This window comes from Rhodococcus sp. 21391 (assembly GCF_016772255.1).
Classification (GTDB): Bacteria; Actinomycetota; Actinomycetes; order Mycobacteriales; family Mycobacteriaceae; genus Rhodococcus_F; species Rhodococcus_F opacus.
Window position 1 is genome coordinate 1,480,837 of sequence record NZ_CP063782.1, and the last position, 23,338, is coordinate 1,504,174.

At 64.1% G+C, this 23,338-nt stretch carries 21 protein-coding genes; 4 read left to right on the top strand and 17 right to left on the bottom strand.

All coding sequences use genetic code 11. The features are described from left to right. Nucleotides 1–294: 294 nt before the first annotated feature. The 3 genes from GO592_RS41775 to GO592_RS41785 all read right to left on the bottom strand — a co-directional run bounded on the left by GO592_RS41775 (nucleotide 295) and on the right by GO592_RS41785 (nucleotide 3,945). Nucleotides 295–1,248: an alpha/beta fold hydrolase gene (locus GO592_RS41775; RefSeq protein ID WP_007299957.1), complete on the bottom strand. Its 954-nt coding sequence runs from the start codon at nucleotides 1,246–1,248 to the stop codon at nucleotides 295–297. A 971-nt stretch (nucleotides 1,249–2,219) separates the two neighbouring features. Next, on the bottom strand, nucleotides 2,220–2,618 hold the full coding sequence (locus tag GO592_RS41780) for a hypothetical protein (protein WP_148222643.1): 399 nt from the start codon (nucleotides 2,616–2,618) through the stop codon (nucleotides 2,220–2,222). A 463-nt stretch (nucleotides 2,619–3,081) separates the two neighbouring features. Then, nucleotides 3,082–3,945 (bottom strand): hypothetical protein, encoded by an 864-nt coding sequence (locus tag GO592_RS41785; RefSeq protein ID WP_012686779.1) that lies wholly within the window; start codon nucleotides 3,943–3,945, stop codon nucleotides 3,082–3,084. 422 nt (nucleotides 3,946–4,367) lie between these two features. On the opposite strand from GO592_RS41785, the gene GO592_RS41790 reads away from it, so the two are divergent. The 4 genes from GO592_RS41790 (at nucleotide 4,368) to GO592_RS41805 (ending at nucleotide 8,555) form a co-directional block, all read left to right on the top strand. After that, nucleotides 4,368–4,709, top strand: a complete 342-nt coding sequence (locus GO592_RS41790; RefSeq protein WP_007299961.1) for a hypothetical protein — start codon at nucleotides 4,368–4,370, stop codon at nucleotides 4,707–4,709. A gap of 99 nt (nucleotides 4,710–4,808) precedes the next feature. Beyond that, nucleotides 4,809–5,399 carry a hypothetical protein gene (locus tag GO592_RS41795; RefSeq protein ID WP_007299962.1) on the top strand — a complete coding sequence of 197 codons (591 nt, stop codon included), beginning with the start codon at nucleotides 4,809–4,811 and terminating at the stop codon, nucleotides 5,397–5,399. Between the two features lie 354 nt (nucleotides 5,400–5,753). Continuing rightward, nucleotides 5,754–7,847 (top strand): ISAzo13-like element ISRop2 family transposase, encoded by a 2,094-nt coding sequence (locus GO592_RS41800; RefSeq protein WP_007299963.1) that lies wholly within the window; start codon nucleotides 5,754–5,756, stop codon nucleotides 7,845–7,847. A gap of 108 nt (nucleotides 7,848–7,955) precedes the next feature. Further along, a complete protein-coding gene (locus GO592_RS41805; protein ID WP_080512609.1) occupies nucleotides 7,956–8,555 on the top strand; it encodes a CPBP family intramembrane glutamic endopeptidase in 600 nt (199 codons plus the stop codon). Between the two features lie 119 nt (nucleotides 8,556–8,674). On the opposite strand, the gene GO592_RS41810 is transcribed toward GO592_RS41805, so the two are convergent. From GO592_RS41810 to GO592_RS41875, 14 genes are all read right to left on the bottom strand, one after another. After that, nucleotides 8,675–9,541: a CopG family transcriptional regulator gene (locus GO592_RS41810; protein WP_012686776.1), complete on the bottom strand. Its 867-nt coding sequence runs from the start codon at nucleotides 9,539–9,541 to the stop codon at nucleotides 8,675–8,677. A gap of 217 nt (nucleotides 9,542–9,758) precedes the next feature. Continuing rightward, complete coding sequence (locus GO592_RS41815) at nucleotides 9,759–10,148, bottom strand: hypothetical protein (protein ID WP_007299966.1); 390 nt, start codon at nucleotides 10,146–10,148, stop codon at nucleotides 9,759–9,761. A 1,254-nt stretch (nucleotides 10,149–11,402) separates the two neighbouring features. Next, nucleotides 11,403–12,041, bottom strand: coding sequence for a hypothetical protein (locus tag GO592_RS41820; protein ID WP_007299967.1), 639 nt, complete (start codon nucleotides 12,039–12,041; stop codon nucleotides 11,403–11,405). Between the two features lie 11 nt (nucleotides 12,042–12,052). Continuing rightward, nucleotides 12,053–12,613 carry a hypothetical protein gene (locus tag GO592_RS41825; protein WP_007299968.1) on the bottom strand — a complete coding sequence of 187 codons (561 nt, stop codon included), beginning with the start codon at nucleotides 12,611–12,613 and terminating at the stop codon, nucleotides 12,053–12,055. Next, a complete protein-coding gene (locus GO592_RS41830; RefSeq protein WP_007299969.1) occupies nucleotides 12,610–15,801 on the bottom strand; it encodes a LysM peptidoglycan-binding domain-containing protein in 3,192 nt (1,063 codons plus the stop codon). Before GO592_RS41830 ends, GO592_RS41825 begins: the two co-directional genes overlap by 4 nt. After that, the gene (locus GO592_RS41835) at nucleotides 15,798–16,259 is read right to left on the bottom strand and encodes a TadE/TadG family type IV pilus assembly protein (RefSeq protein ID WP_007299970.1); all 462 of its coding nucleotides are present in this window, start codon (nucleotides 16,257–16,259) and stop codon (nucleotides 15,798–15,800) included. Before GO592_RS41835 ends, GO592_RS41830 begins: the two co-directional genes overlap by 4 nt. Then, nucleotides 16,256–16,708, bottom strand: coding sequence for a TadE/TadG family type IV pilus assembly protein (locus GO592_RS41840; RefSeq protein WP_007299971.1), 453 nt, complete (start codon nucleotides 16,706–16,708; stop codon nucleotides 16,256–16,258). The genes GO592_RS41835 and GO592_RS41840 overlap by 4 nt, the downstream gene beginning before the upstream one ends. Continuing rightward, entirely contained in the window at nucleotides 16,705–17,121 is a 417-nt protein-coding gene (locus GO592_RS41845; RefSeq protein ID WP_007299972.1) for a hypothetical protein, read from the bottom strand. Before GO592_RS41845 ends, GO592_RS41840 begins: the two co-directional genes overlap by 4 nt. Before the next feature lie 190 nt (nucleotides 17,122–17,311). Then, the gene (locus tag GO592_RS41850) at nucleotides 17,312–17,569 is read right to left on the bottom strand and encodes a hypothetical protein (protein ID WP_005560295.1); all 258 of its coding nucleotides are present in this window, start codon (nucleotides 17,567–17,569) and stop codon (nucleotides 17,312–17,314) included. Nucleotides 17,570–17,695: 126 nt separating this feature from the next. Then, nucleotides 17,696–18,595 (bottom strand): type II secretion system F family protein, encoded by a 900-nt coding sequence (locus GO592_RS41855; protein WP_007299973.1) that lies wholly within the window; start codon nucleotides 18,593–18,595, stop codon nucleotides 17,696–17,698. Then, on the bottom strand, nucleotides 18,592–19,467 hold the full coding sequence (locus GO592_RS41860; protein ID WP_005560293.1) for a type II secretion system F family protein: 876 nt from the start codon (nucleotides 19,465–19,467) through the stop codon (nucleotides 18,592–18,594). Before GO592_RS41860 ends, GO592_RS41855 begins: the two co-directional genes overlap by 4 nt. Then, nucleotides 19,467–21,113, bottom strand: coding sequence for a CpaF family protein (locus GO592_RS41865; RefSeq protein WP_007299974.1), 1,647 nt, complete (start codon nucleotides 21,111–21,113; stop codon nucleotides 19,467–19,469). The genes GO592_RS41860 and GO592_RS41865 overlap by 1 nt, the downstream gene beginning before the upstream one ends. Further along, a complete protein-coding gene (locus tag GO592_RS41870) occupies nucleotides 21,110–21,889 on the bottom strand; it encodes a hypothetical protein (protein WP_007299975.1) in 780 nt (259 codons plus the stop codon). Before GO592_RS41870 ends, GO592_RS41865 begins: the two co-directional genes overlap by 4 nt. Before the next feature lie 45 nt (nucleotides 21,890–21,934). Then, nucleotides 21,935–22,642: an SAF domain-containing protein gene (locus tag GO592_RS41875; protein WP_007299976.1), complete on the bottom strand. Its 708-nt coding sequence runs from the start codon at nucleotides 22,640–22,642 to the stop codon at nucleotides 21,935–21,937. Nucleotides 22,643–23,338: the final 696 nt, after the last annotated feature.

A 23,338-nucleotide genomic window follows, 5' to 3' on the forward strand; every position in this document is an offset into this window, starting at 1 on the left:
GCGCATGATCGCCGGCCCACCGGATGTGACCGCAGCGGCAATAGGTGACGTCTTGCCATGGGTTGTAGGTCTTCGGTTCGTGATGCAGATCGATGCACCGGTGCCGCGCCCCGACCTGCACACCACACGCTGCCACCCGGTTCAGAACATGGCGTGTGTACGACCTCGCGCCGCGGTGAACGAGCTTGTCCGTCCGGTGGTGCGCCGGACCGGATGACAGGTCAACGTCCTGGTGAATACTCACCACTTCTCCCATCAGTGGTTGTCTCGTCAGGTCTGAGGCACGCGCAGATCTCACGCCCCGACGAGGTCGGATTTGGATCTGCGGGTGGTGTCCTGTTCGCGGCGCCCTACCGCGCGGCCGAGCAGTCGATCGAGACTCTCGCTCACCACGTCAGGGCGCTCGAGTCCGACCATGTGCCGCGCTCCGCTCACCGGGATCAGTTCGGCGAGGGGAAGAGCCGCCGCGAGTCGCTGTGAGTGCCCGATCGGGGTCACCCTGTCCCGGGTTCCACAGATGATCGACGCCGGCACCTTCGCGAGCACGTCGAGCGCCGGGGAAGCGTCGTAGATCCGCAGGTCACGCAGGAAGGCGGCCACGGTGGCGATCGGCGTCGCGTGGACCATCCCGTAAGACGTGGCGGCGGCACGGACACTTGCACTCGGAGCAAGCGGGCAAGTTGCGCCGACCACCGGCGACAAGATGCGACGTGAGAGATTCCAGCTGCGCCCGACGAGCCCTGGGGCGTGAGCTGATGCCGACCGCAACAACGTCACCGCCGGTGTATTCAGAGCGCGCCCGATGCCGGCGCCGGCGACATTGTCGACGGCGGTCGAGATCAACCCGACTCCCACGACTTGCGCGGCCGCGGCCTCTTGGTGATGGGCGACGTAGGACATCACGGCCATCCCGCCCATCGAGTGCCCGACGAGGACAATCGGACCCTGTGGTGCCACCGTGCGAATCACCGCATCCAGGTCCCGTCCAAGCTGGCTGATCGTGTAACTGTCGGTGTCAGCCGCGCCGGATCCACCATGGCCGCGGTGATCGAAGAAGACCAACCGGGCACGCCCACGCCAGACCATAGCCAGGTAGGCCCGTTGCGGTGCCCAGGCGTCCATGTGGAGACAGAATCCGTGCGCGAAAATCACAGTGACCGGCGCCATCTGGGATCCGATCTCACGCACCGCAAGAGAGGTGCCGTCGGCGGTGAGGACGAGGCGTGTGCGATCCCCGGGGGCCCTCATCGCTGGCCATCCAGACCTCGAGCCAACCATCCGCATCCATACTGGTCCGCGCGGTGACGCCCGGTGAGCGACTCTGAATGAAGGTGGCGGCGGATTTTCTTCGCATCCGTCGGGTGGATACGGCGAACCTCAACATTCATCGGTACCACTCCTTAGTCCTCACGACAGCAATTGCGAGGACCATAGGTCCGGACCTTGACTGCCCCACCTCGACCGCGAGCGATCGGCAACTCCGCCACAACAGACGCTCCTCCGTCGTAGGAAGTGCCACCACTCCCAATCATCTGGAGGAAGATCCACACAACTGGGGTTGTGTGACATGTCTTTGGACAGAACCGATGGGTCTTCATCCACAGGCCGACATCGCTCAGCATGATGTCCGCGCCCGGAACACCGTTGGGGCGGCGGCCGTCCTATTTGAAGGCCAGTCTGCCGGTCAACGACACGGTGGCTCCGCGCCTATCGACGGATCACCGGCCACGCCCCATCGACCGTCCTTCCCAGAGGGATCTCGGTACACACGATGTCCTTTACTGAGTAGGCGATCGCCCCGCACCGAGGGCACTGCCCGGGCAGCTGTTGGTGTCGGATCATTGCCCAGTGCTCGTCACACAGGAGGTAGTCCACGCGAGCGTCGAAGTGGCAGCAATCCTTGACGACCACCGCCCAGCGAGCCGCACGCACGAAGCCGACGGGGTCACCGGGGAAGTACTGAGGATGCTCCGCGCAGAACTCACACGGCAGTTCCGTCTGAACGATCGACGGCATCGGGGCGGATTGGTCCGCATCGTCCATACCGAAACACCTCCCAATCTCGAAACCAGTCACCCGGCCCTCGACACCTCAGCCGAAGAACACGTTCGATCGCGCGCCGATCACGGCATCACCACCCCGCTCAGACACTCAATTTCGGATCGGTGGTCGCCGATACACGTTCCGAAACCTGCTCGCCGCCGTTTCGTACTCATCCATCACGCGCCCAAACTTGTTCCCTCCTCGTACGGAACCGAAGCGAGAATCAGCAACCTCTGATCGATGGTCGCAAGCAACTCGTCCACCCTCTCCGCTGGAACGGGGGCTGGTTTTCCCCTCAGAAGGAACCACGCCACCAAGTTAATCGTCAACCGATAGACATGCCCGAAAACTAGACGCAACCCTTTGACGGCCTCCCGCAGCCGCTCGTCGCAATCTCGTTGTGAGTCCGAACCCTCGGTAGCAGAAGCAAGTTCGAGCACCAACTCGCGAATGCCGATCAGCTGCGCAGGCAGTGTCGGATCGGTCAACCGCGTCGCCCTATGTCCACGACGCCGAGCCGCATCAAGCTCCCTCACAGCTAAAACAGAGGCGACCGAAAAAATGAAGACGGTCACTCCAGCAACCGCCGCCCACATCCCCGTCGATGAGGGCGCGATCGACTCCCCTTGCGATAGACGCAAAGTCGCGATGACGCCCAAGCTCACGACAATCGCGTAATGCCCAACGAGGAACCTGATGCAGTCGATGTTATTCGGGGAATAAGCTAGGAAGATTGGGAGCGTCAACCCAAGATAGCCGACCCAACAACCGACCCCTACCACCACCCGGTTGCCCCACCCTGAACGTCGACAACCATGAGCGCCCACAACGCCACACCGACAGCACACGCTAACGAGACACTTCCCACAGCAACAAGTCGAAGAACCTCGTCACGATAGGAAATCGGCCTTACCCGTATATCACTCACTCCCTCCCCCTTTCCTTCCCTTGTGTTTGGGAACACCCCCGGGAAACGTTCATCCGCATCGCACCTCCACTTGGCCACCACCAGGCAAAACCTAGGACTCCTTGCGGCGTTTAGATCCAGACGATCCACCACATCGGGGGGACCGCGATCGCCAGCGCGGTTCCGGAGACGAGGAAGGGGGCGAAACCGAACTCCCCCAAATCCTTCCGTCGTCCGATAAGTTTCACCCACAGCATCACCACGAGCGCGAGGACGTTCGGTAGCAACATCCCTGAGAGCACATTCATCCATCCGACCCATCCCAGGGCAGCACCCAGAATGAAACTCAAACGCACGTCGGCGAGCCCGGGGTAGCCGCGGGTGACGATCGCGAAGGCAAGGTTGAACGCGAACACCAGCATTCCGGCGAGAAGAGCGCGCCCACCTGCCGCAGGATCTTGATCCACCGCCACAGCGAATGCCCCGAACATCAGGCCCACTGCAGTGGTCAACCGGATCAACGTCAACGGAAACCGCAGCGTGAAGTGATCGATCCACCCTGCCCACACGCACAGCAGGCTCAGTGCAAGCCAGGCTGTCAAGATCGCGTCGCCGCGGGCGAGCAGCACGGCGCCAAACCACATTCCCGCGGTCGTAGCCGCAGGAACGATCCGCCGGCCGGTTGCCTCTGATGGAATATCGACCGCCTTACACAACCGGGCCATCATCGGCGCTATTGCCGCACTCAACGCCGCACCAACTGCAGCGCAGGCGCTTGCAGCCCACCACAGCGCTGTTATGCCGTATTCGGCATCAAACCACCGAACCGCGAACCACACCACCACACTCGCGACGACGACATTCCCAGCAGGCGCGTACACCGTCGCCGGCAGATGATCACTGCGTTGCCCTGCCGCATCTTCAGCACCGACGGCCGGCGATTGTGGCTCCTCGCTGAGACCACTGCCCGCCAACTCGGACGTCGGTTCGGTCATCTTGGGCACTCCTCCGCAACTGTGCGACAGACATAAGGGATAGATCGACACTAGCCGTCCACGTGGACAGTCTCAGCACCACCGAACCGATGCGGGAGCCCGCGCACTGGAAGGGCCCTTCGAGAAACCGCAGCTTGACCCGCTGGTGCGGCGGTGGTCGCGCCGGGCGTCGTTTTGTCCAGGTCATCACATATCACTGGGCTCGACATTGCGTCCTCCCTGTCGGACTGGAATAGAAGCGAGTACTCGTGAATCGACGAACCACCACGGAATTTGCTGCACTGTCCCTCATCACGGCCGCCATCCTCACCGGGTGCAGCAGCACAGAAGCCGAGACCGTATCCCCGTCAGCCGAACCAGCTGCTGCTGCCACAAGCGTCGAGTGGTCGACGAACCCTACCGTTGATCAAGGTCAGCCCGGCGTGGCCGACGCTCAGACCCGGCTATCCGAGACACAGCCGGCGACGACTACGCAGGCCACCGCATTGCCGCCCACGAGCGCTCAGTGCGGAATCGTCACGAACAACCTGAACGGTGCGACTGCACCTGTGATCATCATCGCCGGAACTCCGAGCTGCCCAGCAGCACTGAGCATCAGTGATCGCTACCTCAACGACCGCACGGTCGCCGCACAAGGACAAGGGCGATTCGCTGTCATCGACGCTTGGAACTGCAGCTGGCCCTACCTTCCGGACCGATCACACGCCGACTCCTATCTGCACTGCGTCGACCCGACCGGGAATGCCGTCAAGATCGGCGACTGACACAGAACACCGCGGCACACCGAACCTCGTGCAACCCACGCGCGACGCGCCGGCATCAGCGCTCGCACGAACGACACCAGACGAAGGCACTATTGACTCATGGGGGCACCAGTGAAGAAAACCACGCGCAACTCACGTCGGCCGCATTGTGGCCGCTCCACATCGCCGGTCCGCAGCTATACGGAATACACCAAGCGCCTCGCCGCTGGAGCGAAAACCGTCGTCATCGACGCCGACCCGGAGAACTGGCTGGACCTTGGTCACATCCCCAGCCAAGTCGAGGTCAAAATTATCGGACAAACCTGCGCGGGAATCGCCGGCGGCTCCATCGCAGCCGCCGGCCGGTGCTTCGTCCAAGCGTCCAACCACGCCAGGGTCACTGCCTACGAACATGCTCACATCGAAGCGTTCGACGACAGCACCGTCGATGCCCGCGGTAAGAGCCATATCGTCGGCACCGACAACGCCAGGATCCGCGCAGAAGACAGCGCCATCGTCTTCGCGCACAGTCATTGCCACGTCCAAGCCAACGGTCAAGCTCTGGTCGCCGCCACCGACACCACCACAGTCCGCATCGATGGCGAGGCCCACGTCCGAGTGAGCGGTGGCGTACGCATCATCGGGCCCGGTCGACCCGCGAATGTCGAAACCCATCCGATCAGCCGTCTCGCACGCCACCTGAATTTCTGAGCGAGACGATCCCCGCTGTCCGGATGTGCCGCGGGGCAGAACTGTCGAGCTGGGCAGCTCATCTACGCCCCACGCTGCACTCATCAACCGGTGATCGCATGACTGCGGTCCAACTCGCAGCAGACGTATCACCGCACAAACGCATTCACTGGAAAGGTAGCTCTCGTTGTCCAACGACAAGCCCCGAACATCAACGGGTGACCTGCTCGTAGCAAGTACAAATCCACGACGGCCCGCCACACTCGAGACCGGCTTCCCGAGATTGTGCTTGGCAGTCTTGCTGTGGGTATTGTGACTGTAAGGTAATAACATGGTGTTTTGCGGTTTGAGTCGGGTCGGTGCGGTAGGGCGGTTGTGAGCGAGGTCGACGGGCGGCTGCGGGAGCGGTTCGAGGTCTTGTTGCCGCATCTGAACGAGCGGCAGCGGCGTTTGGCGTTGGCGGCGGAGGCCCGGTCGCTGGGGCATGGCGGGGTGCGGGCGGTGGCCCGGGCGGTCGGTGTCAGCGAGACCACGGTTCGCAGGGGCGTGTTCGAGTTGGAGGCCGGCGAGCAGCCGGCGCCGACGGGTCGGGTCCGCCGTCCGGGTGGGGGCCGCAAGGGTGCGGACGCGCTGAATCCGCAGCTGGTGCCTGCGTTGTTGGCGCTGGTCGAGCCGGATGAGCGTGGGGATCCGGAGTCTCCGTTGCGGTGGACGACCAAGTCGCTGCGACACCTGGCCGAGGAGCTGACCCGGCAGGGCCATCCGGTGTCCGCGCCGACGGTGGGACGATTGTTGCGGGACAACGGATTCAGTTTGCAGGCCAACGCCAAGACGTTGGAAGGCGAGCAGCACCCGGACCGGGACGTGCAGTTCCGCTACATCAACGAGCAGGTCAAGGCGCACCAGGACGCGGGCGAGCCGGTGATCAGCGTCGATTCGAAGAAGAAGGAACAACTCGGCCAGCTGCCCACCCCGGGGCGCGAGTGGCGCCCGCAGGGCGATCCGGTGCGGGTGGTCGATCACAGTTTCTTCACCGGACCGAATGCGGACCGGGCCATCCCGTACGGCGTCTACGACTTGACCACCGACGCAGGTTGGGTCAATGTCGGCGTCGACCACGACACCGCCGCGTTCGCGGTCGCCTCCATCCGCCGCTGGTGGCAGGCCCGCGGCGCCGCCGACTACCCGCACGCGCGCCGGCTGCTGATCACCGCCGACGCCGGTGGCTCCAACAGCTACCGGTACCGGTTGTGGAAGGCCGAATTGGCTGCGCTGGCAACCGAGACCGGGTTGGCGATCACGGTCTGCCATTTCCCGCCCGGCACCTCGAAGTGGAACAAGATCGAGCACCGGTTGTTCTCCCAGATCACCATGAACTGGCGAGGGCGGCCGCTGACCAGCCATGAGGTCGTGGTCAAGACCATCGCCTCCACCCGCACCCGCACCGGGTTGCGCGTGGACGCCGAGCTGGACACCGGCGACTACCCGATCGGGATCTCGGTTGGTCGAGACGAGTTGCGCGCGTTGCCCATCCGACCGCACGCCCAGTGCGGAACGTGGAACTACACCATCGAACCCACTCACGCCGACGCCGCTCCGGTTCCCGGCCGGGACCGGGAAGGCGAGCGCGTCGCGGCTGTCGCGATGCTCGCCGACTCGCGTCTGACCGGCATGACGGGCGACGAGCTGGACGAACTCACCGCACGGCTGGCACCGGCCCAGGCCGCGCGCGCCGAGCAACGCCGCTGGCACCAACGCGGCGGCCGGCGCCGCAATGCCCCGGGTGCCGGCGGGCGACGGCTGCTGTCGGACGCCGCGGCCCTGCTGATCACCGTCGTGTATCTGCGGCAGGTCTGCCCTCAGCGGGTGCTGTCGGATCTGCTCGGGGTGAATCCGAACTCCATCGGCGAAATCATCGCCGAAACGCGGATGCTGCTCGACGAACACGGCCATCACGTCACCCCGACCATCGGGCTGCGCTTCAGCACCGCTGCAGACCTCGCGGGATTTCTCCGTGACGGCACGGCACCCGACCCGACACCGAATCGGCCGCTCCCCGAGGCACTGTCGCATCCGGCTCTGACCGGCATGAGTCGCCGGCAACTGGGCGACCTCGTCGAACGCCTCGCCGTCCGGCAAGCCGCCATGGTCGAGCGACGCCGCTACGCCCAACGCGGCGGCGAACGCATGCCAGGGGGCCGCGGCGGAATCTTCCTCCAGAAGATCACCGATGCCGAACGCGTCCTGGCCACCGTTCTGCATATACGCCAGCTCTGCAACCGCGCCGTCCTGGCCGAACTGTTCCAGGTCAGCCCCCGCACCATCGGCAATGCCCTGCTCGACGTGCGGCCACTGCTCGAACAGGACGGCTACACCCCGGCACCGGCAACCATCCGCTACCGCACCGCCGCCGCCCTCCTCGCCGCCATACCACCACGAGAGGGCGACACACCCGAATCGGCACATTAATTCCTTACAGTCACATTCCTCATCTTTTTTGCGGGCGTACCGACCATATCCGCTCAAGAAGGGAACGCGGTCGGACTCGGCCTTCTTGTTCTTGCCATCATCTGGGGCGTGTTCCTGCTCTGCATGCTTGCTCTGTTGGGTTCCTCCCATGGCGTCCGTGCCACGGTCGCCCGGGCCCGCTGGGCAGCACGCAGCATCGGCTGCGCACTTCCACAGCCTCGGACTATCGTGATGCTCCTTGCTGTCACAATCGTCACCCTGGCAGTGACGGCACTGCTGAGAGGCCCGATTTCCGACCTCGTGGTCGCGACAGCAGGAACGGACCAATCACCTGCGCAACGTGCCGCGGACGCTGATAGGTCCACCTGGTCAACGTCGGGTTGGGCCGGCCACATCCCTGGTCTGACGCTGATGTCCGGGGTCGTCACTGAAGAACTCATGTTCCGAGGACCACTTGTCGCTGCGGTCGTCTTTGCCCGCAGATACTTTCGCAGCGGCTGGCCAAAATGGGCAGCTCGCATCCTGATCGCCATTCTTTGGATTTTCCTTGGCTATGAATTCGGCATCGGACACGACACCTTCTCCGCCTTGAACGCAGCACTCATGGTGGTCGCCGGCCTTCTCTGGGGAGCCCTCGCCATCTGGACAAAGTCGCTGCTCCCCTCAATCGCGAGCCATGCGCTCTACAACCTCTTCGCAGACTGGTGACCACCACCCTCGTGTGGGCACGAAAGCCGGCCACCGAACGCAGCATTCTTGCGAGGGTTTCCAATCATGGGAGCACCGCAGGTGACTTAGCGTCGGGAACAGAAGGTTGTCCGCGGTGATCAGTCGGGCTGCGTGTGGCGTCGCGCCTGGCGGCGAGCGTGCCTGGCCATGAGGTGCTTCCGGTTCTTCTCGCTGCGGAAGACCTCGTTGTTCACTGCTTGTTCGATCTTTCCGGGTTCCTCGAGCACCCGTCTCGCGGCAAGGCGCATCAGCTCAGCGCGATCGGACCCGACCCGTGCAGCCAACCCGTCGAGCTTGTCGCGCAGAGGCTCGTCGAAGTGCACATTCGCCCTGGCGTAGATTTCGGGCCTGAGATCGCGCAGCGGCGCGATGGTTTCCAGGTCTCCGGCGAGGTCACCGGGCTCCTCGAGCAGGCGTCGTAGTGCGACCCGGAGCAAGGACGTGTTGAGCTTGTCCCCGTATCGGCCGGCGAGTCGCCAGATCTGCTGCTTGCTGGACGGGTTGACCATCACGTCGACCCAGTCGGACAAACCTGTCCGCTCGGCCTCGCGGAGCATCGGATGCTTGTAGCGGCCAGGCGCTTGCAGGAATCGGTGCAGCGCGATCCTCATCAGCGCGCTGACCGTAGTGTCATACGCGGCGGCCAGCGCCGCGAACTCCTGGGCTGTGTCCGGCTCCAGCTTAATCTTGAGCATGACCAGCGGGATTGCCCGCAGCGCTTCCGAAAGCCGTCGCTGTTCGGCGAGGCCAGTGCCGACAGCTTTGGGCTGGGTGACCAGTCGTCGGCAGGCAACACGAATCAACGCCCCGAATCGACGGGGGCCGATCCCCTCGGCCATGTCCTCGAGCTTGCGCTTGGGCTCTGGATCGAAGCGCAGTGCAATGGGATCGCCCACGGGGATCCGCCCTGGCCTCGTCTCCGTCACCCTCGATCCGTCCTCACTGCAATGAATGTGCCCCGGCATCGGTTGACGCCGGGGCAGAGGGGGGTTCTGGGAACAAAATTGGGGGGATGATCACCAGAACACCAATAACTCTAGCGGTTCGTCGATCGCTCGACGCATGCCCCCCACCATAAAGACTGGTGGCGGGCGTCTTCGATACTCATCAGCGCGGGTGGCTACGTACTCCCCAAGTTGAACGCCTGTGGAAGTGCCGTGGGGCAGCCTGCCGTCTGACTACCTACTTGATCCCCGCCGCGTCGAGAATAGATTGCGGGCTGCCGCAGACATCCGAGTTGTCGACTGCGCTGCCCTCTCCGTCGTGTCCGGCATAATCCAGCACGCCTTGGATCTGCGATGTAGACAGGCCTGCCTGATGTTGCCGAAGAACGAAATCGGAGTACGGCAGGCAGATCGCCTGTCGTACAACTCGTGGGTCGTCTACATCTGCCAGGTTCGAGATCGTTCGATCAACGCCCTCCGCCGCGGTGAAGACCATTGTCCCAATGAGAAAGCCGCCGAGCACGATCAACAAGGCGATCGCGACGGCCGCGACGGCCGTGACCTTCTGCGCAAGGGTGCTCACCGGCTTGGTTGCGGAAGTGGTCGTAACCGCCTGCTCTACGGTCATGCTGTTCTCCGTTCTGTTGGTTTCCGCAGGAGACAACAACTCGTCTCCTCGTTAGCGAGCCAGAACGTAGCAGTGGGCTTCTCCATCACACCCTCACTCAATTTGGCAATCAAACTCCAGCAGCAGCACCACTTCCTGATCTGAGCTACTTCACGGCTCATTGCACAGCTCGCGACGTCGACACCGCAGCGACGCGAGGGCATCGATCCGGGGACTCAGTCCTGCGCGTCCAGCGCCACTGAGTTTCTGACCGGACCGACGCCGCACCAACATCGAACGGAGTCCACGTCGAATCAATTGGGCGTAACCAGCACCTGTAGCTCACCGATTCGCTGTTGGTAGTTGGAGGTCAACGGAACAGGCACGACTCCACCTGCTCCGCCACCTGGCCATACTGCTGTCCAGTTCACAATCCAGGCCGCCGTCGCCGATACGTTGTTCACGCCGCCGGGCTGCGTGATCGATGTCTTCTCGATGTGGTGACCGCATGTCGGGGATGGCAATCCACTCGGTGGGGTCAGCGGACTGGCGTCGATCAGGTCGTTGTACGGGGTGAACGGTAGAAGCGCGCCCGGGCAGATTGTCGGGAGGGACCCGTCCCCCCAGTTGATCGTGACACTCGAGTTGACAGCTGTGGCGGTCACCACGACGCCTCCCGGACCAGGGACGACCCGTGTCACGGGACCGACGGTGCTCTCCCGGATCTGATCCGGGCAAACCCACGCCCACGCGTTCTTTCCGACCAAACCGGTTCTCCCACCAGGGAAGTTGGCAGGTTCGGGGGTCCAGCACATCGGCGGCTCCTCAAGCTGCATCCCGGTCACGGCTGTTCCCACCACATTCATGACCTGCGCCATGCTCACCGGGGTGGCCGGCATACCCACATCCGGACTCAGCGGAACGCAGTCCGTGAATCGGCCGCACGCCTTCAACTGCTCCCGAACCGGAGGTCCCGTAGGAGCGGCCACGACGTCACCACCACCGCTGTATCCAGACCCACCGCCGCCCGTCCCCGCTGCACTCGCCCCTGAGGAGCCGCCGGAGCCAGGCGACGCCGAAGGTACCTGGACGTAGCTGCCTTGAACGACAATGTTCGCACCCAGATTTCCGGAACCGGGAGCGACGTCTATTCCTCCAGAACCGAAGCCGGGTTGTCCAAGCGCTGAGTGTGGCGACGCAACCAGGCTCCCCAGAACGAGCGCGCCGATCACGGCCGCATGAAAACGACGACGATTTGGCATGTGTTCTCCTTGGTTATGGTGCATCACACGGCGCGTATCGGGCAGCTGCATCGCTGGTGACTCGCCAGCCGTTTGCATCGGGCCAATCCGCATTCCGGACGGTCAACTGGGCGAGCACAAACTGCGGCCGGTTGACGTCGTAGGCGGGACTACCGTCTGACTTCGTCCAGGTCATACCGGAGATGTCGGTGCAGGCGCGCACGTGGACCCAGGCGGGCCCGGAGATAGCCTTGCCGTCGTCGCCTACAGGTATGCCGGCGTCGGTGATCTTCGCATCGACAACCTTGACGTCGCCCGCTCCGACCACGTTCTGCGATCGACGCAGGGTGATATCTCCCCGCCAGCTATCCAGCACGGGACCACCGGCAACGGTGTCGAGCTGCTCAATCGGCGCAGCGGCATCGCCATCAAGCTTGCCCACGACAGCGTAAAAGTCATTGACCTTCGCAAGCGCCTGTTCCCGTGCCAACTCGTCAGGAGTCTTGTTCGACGTGTCCGCCCCGTCGGGACCCTCGAACGCCGGGTCACCGGTGACAGTGAGCTCTACCGCCGGATCCGCCGCGTCGGTGTCGGAGCAGGCGGTCACGCCGACCAATAGGGCCGTCGCAGCCAAGGCAGCGACGGCGGTTCGGCGGATGGTGGTGTGTGCCATAGTCGTATCTCCTAGAAAAGTCCGGCATTGCAGGGCGTACCGGGCAGTGTGTAGTCGGCTGTGACTCTCCATCCTGCTGGGTCGGGCCAAGCGGCGTTCGTCAGGATCGGCTTCCCGAGCTCGAGAACGTCGGTAGCGCGGGCGAGGCAGACGTCCATCTCGATGGTCGCGGTGCCGGGCGTAGGGATGCCGTTTTCGTCGATCGGGATGTTGTGGCGGGTGATGGTGTTCTTGAGAACCTTGACCTCGCCTGCGTCCGCCTCGATGCGATGCGCGGTGATGTCCCGCTTCGTCGATTGAAGGAAGTTGCCGGCCGCGACATTGTCGAGATCTGCGGGGTTGGCGGCGGGATCGGCACTCAGACGCGCGAGCACCGTGTAGTACTCGTTGACCTTCACCAGTGCGGCTTCACCGGCCTGTTGCTCGGGGGACTTTCCGGAGCCGGGCGGCCCGGTGAACGTGGGTCCGGCGTTGGTTTCGAGGATGACCGGTTCTGGGGTCAGGATGCTGCAGCTGGCTGTCAGGCACATCGCAGCAGTGAGTGTCGCCAGTGCGGCGATGCGGCGCGTCATGATGCTGCTCCGATCCGGTAGTGGCTCCCGTAGGTGGAGTCGAGCTGACTCAAGAGCATCTTGGTTTCGTGTTCGGGCTCTTCTTCAAGGGCGTCGAGCTCGGTGATCATGCGATCGATCAACCTTTGGGTGATCTCGGTGTCACCCGAAAAGTGGGTGGCGATGATCGCCGCACGCCAGCACCCTTCGTGGACTATGTCGACCTCGAGGCCCGTCTCCGCGGCGGCGTGTGCAGCCGCGAGGTCCTGGGGAACTTGTTGGCCGCGGATGTAGCGGGTGGCGAGCTCCTCGGCGACGTCGGTAACGGCGGAGATCATGTCCTGCTTGGTGTGGTCGGCCCACCCGTAGGCGGTGGGGTCATCGCTACTGAAAGGTTGACCGGTGACCAGAGCTAGTGCTGCGGATAGCCGGGCGATGTCGACGTCAGCGGGATGGGAATTGACGAGTTCCTCCCAGTAGTCCCAGTCGGTCGTGACGGCGTCGTGGAGCCGTTGCGGGGTCCGACCGGTTCGATCTCCGGACTTGATGAGGGCGGGTTCACCGGTCTCGGTGTCACCGAGCCACTTACGCAGGCGAGAGAGCGCTTCGTTGCGGCGCCGGCGGAGCCGGGCCTTCGCTTCTTTCTCCTGCTCGGCTGTGCCGGTTCTGGCGGCTTCGACGTCATGGGGCCAGATTTTGCTGTCGATGTCCGCGGCGAGGACTCCGCCATCAGTGGTGATGAGAAGCGCGGCGATTTCGGTCAGGCTCTTCTCTCGGCCTTCGGCCGGCCCTGGTGACGGGGGTGTGACGGCGGGTACGCCGAGCAGCCTGATCCAGATGTGATCCGCCTCCGGCAGCTCGCCTTCTGCGGTGACCTCATCCGAATCGGACGGCTCTGGTCGGTCGACGGCATGGTCGAGGTCCTCGTTCCCGACCACGCTGAAGGTTGCGGGATCGGAGCTGGTGATGAACTCGTCGGTCGAGATGTCGTTGTCGAGACGGGCTGCTTCCCATCGAATGTCAAGGTTATCGCCCTTGTGGGCAACGCGAGGTTCGCGTGAGGTGGTGGTCAGTAGGTCTAGGACAGACGCGTAGCTCTCCTCATCGAGGGTGGTCACTGTGATGCCGGCCGACGCGATTCCTGGACGAGCAAGGACGGCCGAGCCGTTGTCGTCGACCTCGAGGGTCCATTTGGCGTTGGTATGTGCGCTCTCGGTGGTCACTGCGGCGAACGCGATTCGGGGTGCGTGCCGTGCGATGCCGGCGAGTAGCCCGGCCTGTGCCTCGGTCACCGGATCGGCGATCAGAACGATCTCGGGTGCGGTCAGCTCGCTGGTGGTGTACGACGTGCGTGCCTGCGCGATTGACTCGAAGTCGTTGTCCGCGAGGATTTCGGAGTCGAGTTTGACGTGATTGGCGAGTGTCGTCAGTACCGTGTCGGCGTCCTCGGAGTGGGTGATGCGGCCGTTGTCGATTGCCTCCGGCAGGTCGGCGCAGTATCCGACGAGGTTGAGGTGGAGGCTGTCGGCGATGGGCGAGACTGCGAGCTCGACGGCGAGCGCACGCAGCACCCCGGCTGTTGCAGTCGGGGTGCCGCTGATGGCGAGGTGGCCGATCTGTTCGAGGTTGAGCAAGAGGTCGCGACCGTCGTCGCTGGTTCCGACTGCCGTCAGCGCCGGGTACGGACTGATCTCGGCCTCGGGAACGCCGCGCGGAAACGCTCTCGGATCTACTGACCAGGTGGTGTCGTCGATCTGTGTCCAAGGCGCGGGGAGTGAGACCTGTTCGACGAGTCCGAGGTCGATGTCGTTGTCACCGACGAAGACCGCCAGCAGGCCCGGCAGAGCGATACCCGTGGACCTGCAGTGGTGCGCGAGGTGCCGCAATGCGATGTCGACATGGGTGGTGGTGAGCGGATCAGCGGCGGCCGTGAGTGCTTGCTCCGCCTGGATCGCGGTTTCGGCGGGAAGGGCGATGCGCTCGCCGCGGCGGCGGCGATGTTGTTGCTTGCGGCGACGAAGAGCGAGGTGCCCGGTGAGTCCAGCTGCAGCAACCGCTGAGATTCCGAGACCGATGAACACGACGTCGGATGAGCCGTCCTCGGTATCGGTCTCTGCCGGCGCGTCATTGGTGACGAGGTCGGCAGGCATTTGAGGCTCGACGGGGTCGAGTTGCCAGTTGGGGGCGACATCCACAGGCGCGGGCGCCGGAGCGGGAGCCGGAGCGGGAGCCGGAGCGGGAGCCGGAACAGCTTCCGGAGCGGGAGCGGGAGCCGGAACAGCTTCCGGAGCCGGAGCGGGAGCCGGAGCCGGAGCCGGAACAGCATCAGCCGGCGGCACCAAGGCCGGCGCCGGCGTAGCGTCAGCCGCCGCGGAGGCGGCGGTGGGCATGATCAATTGCTGGCCGACCGTGATCAGCTCGCCAGCCGGGGTGCCGTCGGGAGTCGTGATCTCCTTGAAACGCAAAGGATCGCCGAGCTCTCGCTCGGCGATATCCCACAGGGTGTCGCCCTGCTTGACCGTATAGGCGCCGCGTACCACCTCGAGCTGGGATGCGGGCAGCTGCAGGGTCAACCCTTCGGCCAGAAACCCTGGCTCGGGGACAGCAGTCCGGTTGAGGTCCAGGATCTCGGCGTAGCGGCGGCCCTCTCCGAGATGCTGCTGGGCTAATCCCCACAGGGTGTCTCCCCGCACGGTCGTCACTGTCGGCCCCGCCGGTTGTACCGCCACCCGGGTAGCCCGCGGATCCACCTGCGTCTGCGGTAACGCGCTCGGATCTTCCTGCTGCGAGTGCGGCGCGTACGGAGACGTGCTTCCCACGTCCGCAGGCTGGGTCAGGACGGGTGCGGCGGTGGCGGTTCCGGCGGTCAGGAGCAAGAGGGCGCCGCTGACGAGGAACGTCGCCGTCCGCTGTTGTGAGCGAAGAAGGCGCAGCTTCGGCGTTTTGACGCCACGCAGTGTCGCCGCGAGTTCGAGCAGAATCGGTACGGTGAAGGTGGCCCAAGCAGCCCAGCCAACAAGGGGAAGAAGGGCGATGAGAAGACTGCCGTCATCTGGACTCGCGAGCAAACCTTCGAAATCCGACCACGGTATGTCGAGCGGATTGCCGCGCAGCGCCCAGAGCGCGGCCGGGATCCCGGCGACAAGCATCACCAGGATCAGGAGGTAGCCGAGTCCGGCAAGGCGTGACCGCGCGGCGTTTGCGCTCACAGAATGTACACCTCCCCGGCGTTGGTGCGGTTGAGATTCACAGCGGCCGTACCGATGAGCAGTTTCGTTCTGGGGTATGGCAGAAGTTTCGAGTTGTAGACGATGCGGGTCGTGATCAGGAGGGTGCGCGGGCCGGTGGGGATCACGTCACCGTCGACGCCGGCCTCGAACAGGTATCTCTTGGCGGCTGCGGTCGCGCGGACCGGGTCGACGACCGTGCCGATGCCGCGGGCGCTCACCGATCCGATGATCTGCTGACCGGCTGCTCGGGCAGCATCCTCGGCGACGTTGTCGGCTCGCTGGTCGGCGGTGAGCATGCCGCCACCGTCGACGATCAGTCCCCAGACGAAGAAGATCAGGACAGGGGCGAAGACCACCGTCATCAGGGTGACGGCACCCTTGTCGCGGTGCTCCGCCGGCAGTCGGGAGGCGAGTCGCTTACGCAGGGCGTTGGTCATCGGGTGCGCTCCCGGTAGGTATCGATCGGCGAGATTGCGGTAGCGGTGACGGTGCGGGCACCATTGACTCCGGGCCATCCAAGTGCGTCGAAGGAGACCTGGCAGGTCACTGTGACCTCGACCGTGGCGGGGACACCAGGTCTGGTGCGGAATCCGCTGGTATCGGCGTTGACGTTCATGGTGGCGCACTTGAGGCCTTGTCCGTCCATGCTGCCGGCCGCTGCTTGGTACGCCAGCGGGGTGGCCGTGGCGATGGTGCGGGCGAGTGAGGCTGCACGGGCACCCTCGGTGGCGGCGTGTTCAACCTTCTGGTGCGCCTGTCGGTTGACGCCGTACGCATACATCCAGCCCAGGAGCAAGATCAGGATGACGGTTGCGAGGCACAGCTCGATCGTGACGTCGCCCCGGTCATCTCGGCGGGCGCGGGATATCCATCGGGTGCCTCTCATCCGATTCCTCCCGGGTTGGTGACGCGTTCAGTCGGTTTGGTGTGGTTGACGACGATGGGGAATTCGAGACCCGGGACGAGGGAAGGGGCTTTTCCGGTGATGTTGACGGTTGTTTCGCGGATGTTCTTGCTGACGAGGACAACCGGGATCTGCAGGTCACCGGTTCCTGCCTGGGCGATGCAGGCATAAGCGGCAGCTGTTCCGAGCGCTTGGTTGCCGTACTGGGATCTCGTGTTCTTCAGTGCCTTTTCGGCGCAGCTGTTGGCGACGTCACGGCCGTGGAAGAACAGAGCGGTTTGCAGCAGGACCGAAAAGATCAGAAGGAATGCGACCATCGCGATGACCGTCACGAGCGTCGCCGGGCCTCGGTCATCGCGGCGCCATCGGTCGATCAACTGTTCCAGTGTGACCATGGTCTGCTTTCCGATAGTTGTTGGACGGCTGGCTTTTCAGGACGGAATAGGGATATACGGCCACGGCCAGGAATCGATTCCGAGCTGCACAAGCACCGCAGCGACTGCCACCATCGCAGCGGCCTGGAAGACCCTCACGAGGTATGTCACGTACTCACCGTCTCTCCAATCGATGCAGCGCTGTCTGATTTCAGTCGGGGATTGCGTTTGCGCGGGACATGATCTTGCGGACGACGATCGCACCGGCTGCGGCGGCGGCGCCGACAACCAGGACGGCGAGGAAGACGTACTCGAGGGTGGAGGGTCCGCGGTCTGAGTCTTTGCCGCCGGCGCGGTGGAGGAGGGTGCCTGCCAGTGCGGCGACGAACATCATCGTGAGGGTGATGTAGGAGGTCACGGCCTCGCGGGCGGTGCGCCGGGTGGCGGTAGCGACGGTGGTGATGCTCATGGTGGGCTCCTTGTGTTTGGTCGATGTGTAGCAGGTGAGCTGGACTGGATGATCGTGACCGGCCAGGCTCGGTGGTCTGGGCGTCTCGCTCCTTTCGCGGCGCTGGCTGCGCGCCATCGAATCGGACTAGCCGGTGATGATGGTCAGTGCCGGGATGAGCAGCAGCATGATGAACAAGCCGGCAAGTCCGGCCAGCGGCATAGCCAGCTTTTCGGTGGCCTCCGCTGCCGCACCCTGTTCTGCGCTGGCCTGAGCGGATCGCAGGCCCGCGGCCTTTGCCCGCAGTGATGCGTAGACGGATGCGCCTTTGTCTCCGGTCATGTTCATGATGTCGGCCAGGTCGCCCAGCTCGGTCAGGCCGAGCTCATGGGAGACGCGTGTCAGGGCATTCCACGGGGCTTCGCCGGAGCGCCCGGCTTCGTACAGTTCCTCGTCGAGGCGCAGGAACACCCATGAATCTCCCACCTGCGCAGCGCGCTCGAGGCTCTGGGTGGTGCCGATGCCACCGCGTCGGCACAGCGCGACGAGATCGATGTAGGAGCTCAGCGCCTGCGCGAATTCCGCTCGTGCCGCGGTTGCCCGGCGTCGGATCTCGATGTCGGGGATGAGGAAGAGCAGGAAGGCGGTCGCAATCGACAGGATGGCCGGGATGGACCATCCCAGGCCGACCCCGAATGCAGTCAGAACGAGGTTGAGGAAGGGGAAGATGAGCAGTCCGAGCAGTGCTGCGACGAGCTTCTCCCCGAGTACGTGGGCGGGATCTCGGTGCAGCAGGGCGAGATCGGCGTTGGGGAGCGTGAAGAATTTGCTGTCCTGCAGGTAGGGGTGGACCCGGATGCCGAGTTTGTTCGCCATCCCGTCGATCAGGGAGGTTCCGGCTGTCGACGTGCGCTCCGGGGCCGGTCCGGACAGGCGCGACATGGCATCGCTGAGTGCGGGTTGTGCGCGCATGAAGTAGAGGGCGACCAGGTAGATGCCGATTGTTCCGACGCTCGTGTAGAGGATGACCGTCATCTGAATGCTCATCGCTGCGCTCCTACGAGGTCGGTGCGGTTGACGCGATCATTGGTGCCGATAAAGCGGGGGTAGGTCGGCGGTTTGGTGGCCTGCTTCATCCAGTACAGGTCGGCCGCGAACAGGGTCAGCAGGATCAGTAGCACGATCTGCATTCCGCCCGACTTGTACGGTTCCATGAAGTTGGTGAACAGGAACGCTGCCGCGAGTGTTGTGATCGCGATGATGGTGACCCATTTCGCCTGTGTACGGCTGGATTTGCGGTCGGCCTCGGTGCGGCGTCGGCGCGCGACCATGTCACCGACGTCTTCGGCGAGGCCTTCGAGCACGGCTGCAAGTCCAACGCCCCGCAGTTGCATGCTCAGTAGCAAGGCGCCGCAGATCTTGTCGCCGACACTGTCGTTGAGGTCCGAAGCGAAACGTGTGATCGCATCCACCGGAGGGACGTTGTTGCGCAGGCGGCTGATGAACGCGGTGATCTCCTCACGTAGCGCCTCCGGGATCGGAGTGGAGATGATGGTGTGCTCGATTCCCGAACCAGCCTTCATGCTGCTGGACAGGTTGCGGGCCCACTCATCCATGGCCGCCAGCCGACTGATCTGCTGTTCTGCTTCGGGACGGCCGAGCAGGTACGGCAAGCCGACCAGCAGCGCCGGGACCAGAAAGAGGGTGAAGAGCCAACCCGAGAGGGACGACACGACGATGCCGGCGGCGAAGCCGACGACGAGCAGGATCTGGGTGCTACGCGGGATCTTCGACGAGCTGCGGCGCCGGCGCTGACGCGTGGGCGCGGTGGGATCGCGGCGGTCTTTCCATCCCATGACGATGCAGGCGACCCCGGCGCACAGCAGCAGTACCAGGAAGATGCCGATTTGCTGATACATCACGCCACCTCTTCATCGTCGTAGAGGTCGCGTTCTTCGTCGAAGTGGCGGAGGCTGTCGCTGGGGAGGTGGATTCGCTTGAATCCGCCGGCGAGCAGCTTGCGGAGCAGAGGTTGTGGAATGGATCCGAATTCTCCTGTGCCGTCCGAGTATCCCCGGTAGATCGTGGAGAAGGACGGCTTCTTGTCGTCGCCGGGCTCGACGTAGACGACTTCGTCGACGTAGCGGACCGAGGTGCGCGACCCTTCGCCATCGACGCGGACCTTCGTGCCGAGTTGGACGATCAGGTCGATGTGCTCTGCGAGCTGGCGTTCGACGTAGTCGACCGTCGCGTTCATCGGGGGTTCGGTCGCCAGGTTCACCAGACGGTCGACGACACCGCGAGCGGTGTACGCGTGGGTCGTGGATAGCCCTCCTCTGGCCGTCTGCAGTGCCTTGAGAAGAGCGAGGATCTCGTGACCGGCGACCTCACCGACGATCATGTAGTCGAGCTGCTGTCGCACGAACTCGTACAGGATGTCCGAGAGGGTGTAGCTGCCGGCGAGCTCGCCGTCTGCACCGCGTTCTCCGCCGCCGAGGATTGTCTCGGCGTCGACCACGAAATCCTCGCGGCCTGGCAGTTCGTCGATGAAGAGTTCTCGTTCGGTTTCCGCGATTCCGATTCGCGTCTGCAGAGGAAGCGCATTGGCCAGTGCACGCGTGAAGGTCGTTTTTCCGAAGCCCATTCCGCCGCCGGTGACCACCGAGGCACCGCCGCGGACCGCGCACGAGAGGATGGTCGCGAGCTCGATCGGCATCATCCGATGTTCGATGGCGAGCTGATCGAGGGCGATGTTCTTGAGGCGGTGGATGCGGATTGCCACCGAGGGTCGTTTGACCGAGTAGCCCATGACCGACAGTCGGTGGCCTCCGCGCATTGTCAGACGCAGTGACGGATTGAGCCGGGAGAATGGCCGGCCGCCGTTGTCGGCGCGTGAGGCCAGCAGTCCCATCCACTCGAGGAGTTCCTCGGGGGTGTCGACCACTGGGTCGCGGTGTTCATAGTGTCCGTCGGGGAACTTGACGTAGACGGCCGCGCCGTTGAGGAAGATGTCGGTGACGTGCGGCTCTTCGACGAGTTCCTGCAGCGGGCCCAGGTTGAACTGCGCGTCGAAGATGGCCTTGATCAGGGCTTCTTCTTCGACGATTGTGAAGGCTTCGCCGCCGGAGTTGATGGTCTTCTGGACGTGGTTCTTGACCAGGCCGGTGATCGTCTCACGGCCGAACTCGCGTTCTTCCTCCTCGGTGAACGGGGCGAAGTATTTGCCGGCGTTCTTCGGGTCGTGGCGCTCGCGGTCACGCGCTGACCGGTAGTCACGCAACAGTTCCGCAGCTTCTTTCTGCAGAGCGCGGACCAGGGCGCGATCGACCTTGACCTTCGCGGCCGGCGGCACGGACCGTCGCGCAGTGCCGCTGTGCCCTTTGGTGCTGGCCGGTGGCAGTTCGTGTAGGCGAAGCGATCGCAACGGATCGGTGTCGGGGAGCGTGATTTCCGATATGGAACTGCGGCCCCCACCTGCGAGGTCGGCGTCCGGGATCGGGGCTGAGAAGAAGGGAAGTTCCGTGATCTTGTTCTGCGGAGGCTGAGTCGCGTCGTCGGAGTTCATCGACGTTCTCCTGTCAGTGTCGGCAGCGCCGCATTGAGCGTGGGACCGGACTTCCAGTCCGCCTGATGGCTCACCGCGAATTTGGTGATCTTCGGCCAGGTACTGCGGTGGAGGGTGTGCAGGTAGATCGAGCGGCGACGGCGCCATTTGCTGATGGACAACCCGTCCGAGAAGACCTTGGCGTCATCGGAGTCGGGCAGGACTGCGATGACGTCAAGTCCGGTGACTTTCGTGACTTCTTCTGCGTTGTAGGGGGACTCACCGATCAGGATCAGCCCCAGACTTGCCCGTGATTGCACCGCGGAGAGCTGCTGTCGCAGGGCGTTCTGCGAGGCGCGTAACGCTGCGATTGCCGTTCGCTCAGTGCGGGTGACGATTGCGATCGTTGTCGCGTTGACGATCAGTTCGACTGGAGCGCCGCGTTGCCCGATCCGGCCGGCGTCGACGATCACGTTGGTGTCGTCGACGCTCAATCCGGCCAGGTGGACACCCAACGGTCCCCACACGGGCCGCATCGCATCTGCCTGGGCGGAGTGGACCAGCCCCGGGAGCAATGACACCGACGATTCCGGGATCTGGATGAGTTGCTCGGCCAGAGCAGCCTTGAGGCGCCCGTGACGATTCGCGTCGACGAGATTGATCAAGGAACGATCGTGATAGTGGTTTCCGAGCATGTATCCGGCCAGGACCGGCGAGGACCCGATGGCATCCGCTTCTACGAGCAGAGTCCGGTCGGTCGGTGAGTTCAGGGCCAGGGCGAGCGCCGTGGTGCTCACACCGGGTGAGCGTGAGGCGGATGTTAGTGCGAGAAACATCGCCGATCACCGCACTCGGTTGTCGAGGACGATCGCGACACGCTTGGTTGCGCCGCGGGCGGCGACCCAGTTGGCCTCTGCCTCGGGCACGAGCAGGTTGAGCGTTGTCTCGCCGGCTTCGGGGATCTCTTTGGTGGAGTACACCTGCGCCTTCGTGTTGATCGGGCCCTGTACGGGCGGGTCGTCCTGGTCGCGTGGTGTGTCCACGACACGGACCATGTCGCCGGGGACGATCGGCTCGGAGGGGAGGTGGCTGTAGCTCACCGTGATGCCGACCATCGTGAGGCCTTCCCCGGGGACAACCTGATCGGTGATCGCGGACGGGAGCAGGACGGTGCCGGCCGGCAACCGGGTGCTGGCACTCATTCCTACGACGCGGCCGCGTTCGCTGGCGGGCAGCGCACCGAGATCGGCATCGACGTTGACCGATTTGGCGGCCAAGTCCTTGGACTCGATGGTCTCGCCTTGCTGCACTTCGTTCGTCAGGACGAGCACATCGGTGGTTGCGCGCATCGCGTTGACCGCGGTGAGCATGCCGATCACTGCCACCACGACGAGTGCGACACCGATTGCCAGGTAGATGGGGCGTCGTCGGACGCGCGCGCGGGTATTCAGATCGGGTGGGTCGTCCTGATCTGCTTCGTTGTGAGCCGGGGGCAGGTCATCCCCGGACGAGCGGAGCTTGTCGATTTTCTTGGTCAGCAGGGATGCCATGTGGTGGTCCTTCACAGTGGACGTGTGGACGTATCGGAGACTTTCGTATGGCGAACAGTAGAGAGGTACCTGGACACGTTCGCTGCGACCACGTCACCTGCAAAGCTCCAACGGACTGGTGACGCCATCCGGTGCGACTGGTCCGGTGCGTGTGAGGGCGCCGCTGGGCGCGTGAACCAGCTGCGTTGCGTGGCGGATTTCGGTGGGGCGGCGACCGTGTTGCTCGCCATGGCAGTTGTGCACGCCGCTACGTTTTCGCCGGTATGTGCATGAAAACCTGTGTGTCCGGCGATATCCCGACCTCGGGTGCCGGAGACGACGGTTCCGACTATCCGGCGTTGGGCAAACTGCGCGGCATGCCGTTGTCCGACTACTTCTATTGCCCTATATAGGCAGTCGGGTTTGAAATGGTCATAGTAAACATGCCTGCGGACCGTTTTAGGCGTCTCTGCTTGGCTCGACCATCGCCTCAGCACGCCTAGCGATCCGTGCCGTGCCACGTCGAGCACGAGTAGCCGAACGCCGAGCACCGTCCCCGTCGATCGCACACGTGAACCCCATTGTGCTGCACGTGGCATAAACGCTTTCCCCTCCGCAACCCGCCTGGGCCCTCCCCCTCGGCGCGACTGTCGACCCGCACTCGTCTGCCTGCCACGCAGCTGTGAGTCTTCTGGGAAAACATTCCATCAGGTCGGG